Annotated in this window: 3 protein-coding genes; 2 read left to right on the plus strand and 1 reads right to left on the minus strand. The window is 72.6% G+C overall.

Translation table 11 applies throughout. The features are described 5' to 3' along the window. The first annotated feature begins 154 nt into the window (after window positions 1-154). Both hemL and D7Y11_RS43745 read left to right on the plus strand, forming a co-directional pair. On the plus strand, window positions 155-1450 hold the full coding sequence (hemL, locus tag D7Y11_RS06535; protein ID WP_120575579.1) for a glutamate-1-semialdehyde 2,1-aminomutase: 1296 nt from the start codon (window positions 155-157) through the stop codon (window positions 1448-1450). After that, entirely contained in the window at window positions 1434-4082 is a 2649-nt protein-coding gene (locus tag D7Y11_RS43745; RefSeq protein WP_199753696.1) for a serine/threonine-protein kinase, read from the plus strand. The genes hemL and D7Y11_RS43745 overlap by 17 nt, the downstream gene beginning before the upstream one ends. Window positions 4083-4097: 15 nt before the next feature. Here D7Y11_RS43745 and D7Y11_RS06545 read toward each other — a convergent pair whose 3' ends face one another. Further along, entirely contained in the window at window positions 4098-6767 is a 2670-nt protein-coding gene (locus D7Y11_RS06545; protein ID WP_172809466.1) for a GAF domain-containing protein, read from the minus strand. Window positions 6768-6809: the final 42 nt, after the last annotated feature.

Genomic DNA, 6809 nt, shown 5'->3' on the forward strand with positions numbered 1-6809 from the left:
AGTATCTTCCAGGTCCCTGGCGACGCACGTGAATTCCCTACGTTGCGAGAGCGCCCCGGTCAGCCAGGCAGGCGTCCGCTCTGGGGTGAAAAGGCGACATCGGAGGGCCACTCGGGGCAGGGACGCGCGTCCGGCGCGTGCTATGCCCACCGGCATGAAACACGCTCAAAGCCAGGCCCTCTTCGCCCGTGCGCAGGCGCGCATCCCGGGCGGCGTGAACTCTCCGGTGCGTGCCTTCCGTGGCGTGGGAGGCGACCCCGTCTTCTTCAAGGAAGGCTCCGGTGCGTGGCTCACCGACGTGGACGGCAACCGCTACGTGGACCTGGTGGGCAGCTGGGGCCCGCTCATCCTGGGCCACGCGTACCCGCCCATCGTGGAGGCCATCGTGGAGGCCGCCCGGCGCGGCACCACGTTCGGCGCGCCCGTCGCCGCGGAGGTGGAGTTCGCGGAGCTGCTCTGCGCCACGGTGCCTTCGGTGGAGAAGGTGCGCCTGGTGTCCAGTGGCACGGAGGCCACGGTGGCCGCCGTCCGCGTGGCGCGCGGCTTCACCGGCCGCGACTACATCCTCAAGTTCGAAGGCTGCTTCCACGGCGCGGGTGACCCGTTCCTCGTGAAGGCGGGCAGCGGAGTGGAGACGCTAGGCCTGCCGGACTCCCCGGGCGTGCCGTCCGCGCTGGCGTCGCTCACGCTCACCGCGCCCTTCAACGACCTGGAGGCCGTGGAGCGCATCTTCAACGAGAAGGGCAAGGACATCGCCTGCGCCATCATCGAGCCGGTGGTGGGCAACATGGGCGTGCTGGTGCCGCGCCCCGGCTTCCTCGAAGGGCTGCAGAAGCTCTGCCAGAAGCACGGCGTGCTCTTCGTGCTGGATGAGGTGATGACGGGCTTCCGGCTCGCTCGCGGCGGCGCGCAGGAGCTGTACGGGCTCAAGCCGGACCTGACCACCATGGCGAAGGTGGTGGGCGGCGGCATGCCGCTGGGCGCGTACGGCGGCCGGCGCGACATCATGTCGAAGGTCGCGCCGGAGGGGCCCGTGTACCAGTCCGGCACGCTGTCCGGGAATCCGGTGGCGGTGGCGGCGGGCCTGGCGTGCGTGAAGGCGCTGGCGGCGCCGGGGACGTACGCGCGGCTGGAGCAGCTGGGCCTGCTGTTGGAGGAGGGCTTCCGCGCGGAGGCGAAGGCGGCGGGCGTGCCGGTGACGGTGAACCGCGTGGGCAGCATGATCACGGTGTTCTTCACGTCGGAGCCGGTGTTCGACTACGCGTCCGCGAAGAAGGCGGACACGGCGAAGTTCGGGCGCTTCTTCCACGCGATGCTTCAGGAAGGTGTGTACCTGCCGCCCAGCCAGTTCGAGGCGGCGTTCATTTCGCTGGCCATCGGCGAGCCGGAGGTGGCGCACGTGCTCGCCGCGGCTCGCAAGGCGTTCCGCGCGCTTGGCGACGCCCGTTGAACCAGAGGCCCTGACCGGGCCCGTGCGCTTCGGTCCCTATACCCTCGTGCGCCGCATTGGCGCCGGGGGGATGGGGGAGGTCTTCCTCGCGCGCGAGGAGGGCGTGGGGCGCGCGGTCGTGGTGAAGAAGGTGCTGCCGGGGCTGGTGGACAGCCGGCAGTTCGTGGGCCGCTTCCGCGACGAGGCCCGCGTGGTGGTGCGGCTGGCACACCCGAACATCGCGCGCGTGTACGCGATGGGCGAGGTGGACGGGCAGCTGTACCTCGCCATGGAGTACGTGCTGGGCAAGACGCTCAGCCGGCTCGCGTACCGCCTGCGGCAGCGCCAACGGATGATGCCCCTGGGGCCGCTGCTCCAGATGGGCATCCGGCTGTGCGAGGGCCTGGCGTACGCGCACGACGCGACGGATGAGGAAGGGCACCCGCTGCACCTGGTGCACCGTGACCTGTCCCCCGCGAACGTGTGCGTGAGCTACGCGGGCGAGGTGAAGATCATCGACTTCGGCGCGGCGCAGTCCACGCTGAAGGAGCAGCAGACGGCGCCGCGCGTGGTGATTGGCAACCTCACGTACATGGCGCCGGAGCAGGCCCGCAAGCGCACGGTGGATCGGCGCGCGGACCTGTACGCGGTGGGCGTGGTGCTGTGGGAGTTGTTCTCGTGGAAGCCGCTGTCGCAGCGGGGCGACCCGTTGGAGCGCTGGCGGCGCGCGGCCTATCCGCAGTGGGAGCCGGCGGGGCGCTACCGGCCGGACCTGCCGCGCGCGGTGGACGCGTTCCTGGCGCGCGCGCTGGCATCCGAGCCGAACGACCGCTTCCCCACGGCGACGGCCATGGCGGAGGCGCTGGGCGCGCTGAAGGAGAAGCTGGCGCCCAACGTGACGGATCAGGACCTGGTGCGGCTGATGTCCGCGGCCTTCCCGCGCGAGAAGGTCATCGAGCAGCAGATGCTGGACGACCTGCTGCGCGAGCAGCCCGAGCGCGCGAACACGCGTCAGGAGTTCCCGTCCGTGCTCGCGCCCCCCGGGACCATGGATCCGGCGGAGGGGCTCCGAGCACAGGAGGACATCGCGACGGAGGCGCTGGACGCGGCGAAGTTGCGGCGGGCGGAGGGCCCGGAGACCGGAGCGCTGGGCGCCGCGAAGCCGAGGCCGCCGGAGAGCACGCGAGCGGGCCCGGAGACCGGAGCGCGTAACGCCGCGAAGCCGCCACCGCCGGAGTACGCCAGCGTGGGGCAGCAGACCGAGGCCCTGGACGCGACGCAGGTGGAGCAGGCGCTGCGCGCGGCGGCGGAGGCGAAGAGGCTCCAGGAGGAGTCCGGCGACGCGGCGGAGCTGCCGCGCAAGGCGCCTCCGGCGCGGCTGCACAACCTGGAAATCACCATGGATGCCTGGCTGCCAGGCATTGGTGCCGCGGAGCCCACCACGCCGGGACTTCCTCCCCAGACCCCGGAGGTGGGCAAGGCCCCGCCGGCACCGGCGGTGGACCTCCAGTGGACGCCCGGGCCGGGCGAGGACGAGGCCACCCCCCAGGAGGTTCCCGGCCCGCTGGAATCCCGTGGGGGCCCGGGCTCCGAGGACACCACCGACCCGGGGGAGCGCACCCCCGCGGGCAGGCAGGCTCCGGCGGAAGAACCGTCCCGGCCGGATTGGAATCCGGGCCCGGACGCGAAAGACTCCGTTACACACCTTCGAGCGTCTCACAGTGAGGGGCCCCCCCCGGCCCCGGAGGACTCACCGATGCAGAACCGCCCCTCGCGCCCGGGCTGGACTCCTGGCGCAGGCAGTGAGGACTCCACCACCAACGAGCGGCCCACGCGCAAGAGCGCCACGGGTCTGCCCGCCACCGGCAAGGGTGGCTGGACTCCGGGCTCCGGCGAGGAAGACGCCACCGAGGGCGCTGGTTCCTCGCCCATGGCTGCGCGCCCCAGCACGGACGACGCGGAAGAAGAGAGCACCGACGTCGAAAAGCCCGGCCGCCCCAAGGCGAACGCGGCGCCGCGCGCCCCTGCCTCCCAGCCTCGTCCCCAGACCTCCGTGGGACCCGCGCCGCAGTCGCGTCCCGCCACCTCCGTGGGGGCCGCCCCCCAGGCGCGTCCCGCCGAGGCGTTCCCGGACGCCACCCGCCCCATGTCCCAGGACGAGCTGCCGGTGCCCTGGTCGCCGCAGGGCGCGGGCGAAGCCACCGAGGCCCTGGAGGCCGCGAAGATCTTCGGAGCCCTGTCCCAGACGACGGGCAACATGCCGGCCTACCTGGACGAGAAGGCGACCCCCTACGTCCCGCCCAAGGAAGTCCCTCGCCGCCAGGCCCCCGTCGTGAATGAGCGGCCCCATGAGACGCGCCCCATGCAGGTGCGGACCAAGACGCGCGAAACGCTCGTGGGCTACGACATGGACATCTCCGAGGCGCTCCGGCAAGCGGAGCTGAAGCGCCGCGAAGCCGAGCTCGCCGCCGAGAAGCGCAACACCAAGAAGAAGAAGCCCGTGAAATCCAAGGGGGGCAACCCGCTCCAGGGCCTGTGGCCCATCCCGCCCCAGTACCGCTTCTGGGCCATGCTCGTGGTGGTGGCCCTGGCGTGCGGACTGGGCTTCGGCGTGATGTGGCTCTTCCTGAACGGCGGCGAAGGCGGCATCTGAGCGCGCGCCTTTCCGTCACGCACCCGTCAGGGGCAGGTTCGGCGCCACCGGCGGCTCCAGCGGCAGGAAGAGGCGGAAGATGGTGCCCTTGCCCGTCTCCGGCGCGTCCAGCGACACCTGGCCCACGTGTGAGTCGATGATGCGCTTCACCACGGCGAGCCCCAGCCCGGTGCCCTGGGCCTTGGTGGTGAAGAAGGGCTCGAAGACGCGCGCGCGCAGCTCCGCCGGAATGCCCGGCCCCGTGTCGCTGATCTCCACCTGCACGCCGGCCCGGTCCGTCCACGCCTTGCGCGCCATCACGCGCAGCGTGCCGCCCTGGGGCAGCATGGCCTGCACGGCGTTGAGCGCCACGTTGAGGAAGCACTGACGGATGAGCCGCTCGTCCACCGTCACCGTCGGCACGTCCTCCTCCATCACCCACTCCACCCGCACCTGAGACGGCGAGGTGCCGCCCACGTCGGCGAGCGCGCTGCCCACCGCCTCCTCCAACAGCTGTGTCACCGACACCGGATACAGGTGCGGCGACGGAGGCCGCGCGAACGTGAGCAGGTCCGCGACGATGCGGTTGAGCCGGTCCGCCTCCTCCCCCACGATGTCCACCAGCGGGATGGCCGGATTCTCCGGACCGATGATGCGGCGGATGGTGGCCACCGAATTGAAGATGGCGCCCAGGGGGTTGCGCACCTCGTGGGCCACCACCGCGGACAGCTCGCCCAGCGCGACCAGCCGCTCGCGGTTCACCAGCTGCTCCTGCGCGCGCGCCAGCTCCGCGTAGCTCTGCTTCAGGTCCTCCACCAGCCGCGCGCCCTCCAGCGCCAGCGATAGCTGATTGGCGATGGCGTCCGCGCGCTCCAGCTCCGCGGGCGTGAAGCGGCGGGGCCGGCGCGTCTCCACCATCACCGCTACGCCCACCATCTGGTCGTGCACGGCGAGCGGCAGCACCATGTACGACTGGGCCTCCGCGGCGCGGCGCAGCTCGTCGTCCGCCCGCACCTCCAGGCTCGCGTCCTCCACGCGGAGCGGCTGGCGCGTGCGGAACACCAGGCCCGCGAGCGAATTCTCCGACGGGTCCAGCGACACGTGACGCCCCACCAGCTCCGGGTGGCTGCCCGTCGCCGCGCGGATGGCGAGCTGTTTCCCCTGGGCATCCGGCAGAAGCACGTACGCGTCCGGCACGTCCACGATGCGCGCCAGACTGGTGACGCCCGTGGCCAGCAGCCGGTCCAGCTCCAGCGTGGCCGCCAGCGCCTTGCCCACCTCGTGCATCAGCGCCAGGTCCTCCGCCCGGCCGCGCACCTCGTCCAGCAGCCGGTGGGACTCGATGGCAGCCGCGAAGTGCGTGCCCATGGCCTGGAGTGTCTCCACCTCCAGCGCGGTGAGCCGGCGGCGCGCGTGGAACAGCACGCTCAACGTGCCCACGCCGCGCGAGCGCACTCGCAGCGGCACCGATACCAGCGTCTGGAACGCCAGCGCCCGGAGCGCGTCGCGCGTGGGCGCGGGACACGTCTCCGCGTCCAGCACCTGCACCGCGTCCGGCATCCCACCCGGACGGGGAAGCGACCCCAGCCGCGCACGGCGCACGCGCGCCACCGCGTCCTCGGACAGGCCGCGCGCGTACACGAGCTCCAGGGCCTCGCCCGACTCGTGCCGCGTGTCCGCGGGCAGGAGCAGGCACACGGCGTCGCAGCCCAGCAGGCCGGAAATCTCCTCCGTGCCGGAGCCGAAGAATGCGCGCGGGTGGGGCGCGGACGCGGCCTGCGACGCCAGCCGTCCCAACGCGGTGAGCGCCGTCGCGCGCACGCTCAGCCGCTGGATGGTGCGCGCCGCGTCCAGCGCGGAGGACACCTGCTGGCCGAACAGCCGCACCGCGGCCACGTCCTCCTCGCTCAGCCAGTCGGAGGCGAGCACCAGCATGGCCGTGGGCGCGTTCTCCACGTCGATGCGCACGCCCACCGCCCGGTGCGTCTCCACGCGCCGGAACACCGCCAGCACCGCGTCCATGCGCGCTTCGGATACGAACCGGGACGCCTCCACGCCCAGGTCCTCCATCCACGCATCGCCCTCGCGCCAGGTGCGCACCAGCGCGGGCGCCCAGCCGCCAGGGGTCTCCACCCGCACGCGACCTCCCAGCGACGGCGCGTGCGGCACCAGCCGGGGGGACAGTCCCGCCACGGACAGCTCCACGCCCACACCCCGGGGCGTCAGCCACGCGAAGCCCAGCTCCAGCGCCTCCAGCCCCCGGAACACCTCCTCGCGCACCGCGTCCTCGGAGTGCAGCGCGCGCACCGCGCTGCCCAGCTCCGCCAGCCGCCGCAGCACCGTGCGGCGCCGGACGCGGGACGTCACGTCGCGCACCTGCACCACCCAATCCCTGGCATGCGGATGCACCGTCAGCTCCACGCGGAGCCCTTCGTTGCCCACGGCCAGCCACGCCTCGTAGGTGCCCGCCACGGGCGACGAACCCAGCCGCCGCGCGAGCCGATCCGCTGGGTCCTCCAACGGTCCCGGCTCCCACAGGAGCGCCGTCACGGGCTTGCCCGACAGCTGCTCTCGCTCCACGCCCATCAGGCGGGAAAGGGCCGCGTTTGAATGGATGAGCAGGCCGTCCCGAAGCACGAACATGCCCAGGGGCATGTCGTCGAAGAGGCGGTACTCCGCCCCTGGCTCCTCGGAAACCGTCCCCACCCGACGGTTCGTGCGCTCTGTGCTCCTCACCCCCCCTACCTT

Source organism: Corallococcus sp. AB018, assembly GCF_003986945.1.
Lineage (GTDB): Bacteria > Myxococcota > Myxococcia > Myxococcales > Myxococcaceae > Corallococcus > Corallococcus exiguus.